Annotated in this window: 1 protein-coding gene; it reads right to left on the bottom strand. The window is 67.8% G+C overall.

What is annotated here, in order from left to right; genetic code table 11:
* A partial coding sequence (locus DW299_RS19265) for a CLIPPER-2 domain-containing protein (protein ID WP_168443165.1) occupies positions 1-317 on the bottom strand: 317 nt, incomplete at both ends.

Genomic DNA, 317 nt, shown 5'->3' with positions numbered 1-317 from the left:
GTGTTCGTGATCGTGAACGAGTACGCGATCGTGTCACCCACATCGGTCAGGCCGTTGCCGTTGACATCCACGGGGGCGCCCGCGGTCTTGTCGATCGTCGAACTCGGGGCGGACGCGACAGCCGGGGTGGTCGTGCTGTCGGGGTTGGACGGGACCGGGTCGCCGTTCGGATCCGTCCCCGACGCGGTGGCGATGTTCGCCACCTCACCCGCCTGCTCATCGTCGGCAGTGACCGTGTAGGTCGGTGCGGTGCAGTTCGCGACCTCGCCCGGGGCAAGGGTCGTGACATCACACGTCACCGTCCCGACCTTCGGGTC

The sequence above is a fragment of the Microbacterium sp. K35 genome (genome assembly GCF_004794375.1).
In the GTDB taxonomy this organism is placed as follows: domain Bacteria; phylum Actinomycetota; class Actinomycetes; order Actinomycetales; family Microbacteriaceae; genus Microbacterium; species Microbacterium sufflavum.
The sequence above is the reverse complement of the archived record's forward strand: the minus strand, read 5'-3'. Positions and strand labels throughout refer to the sequence as shown.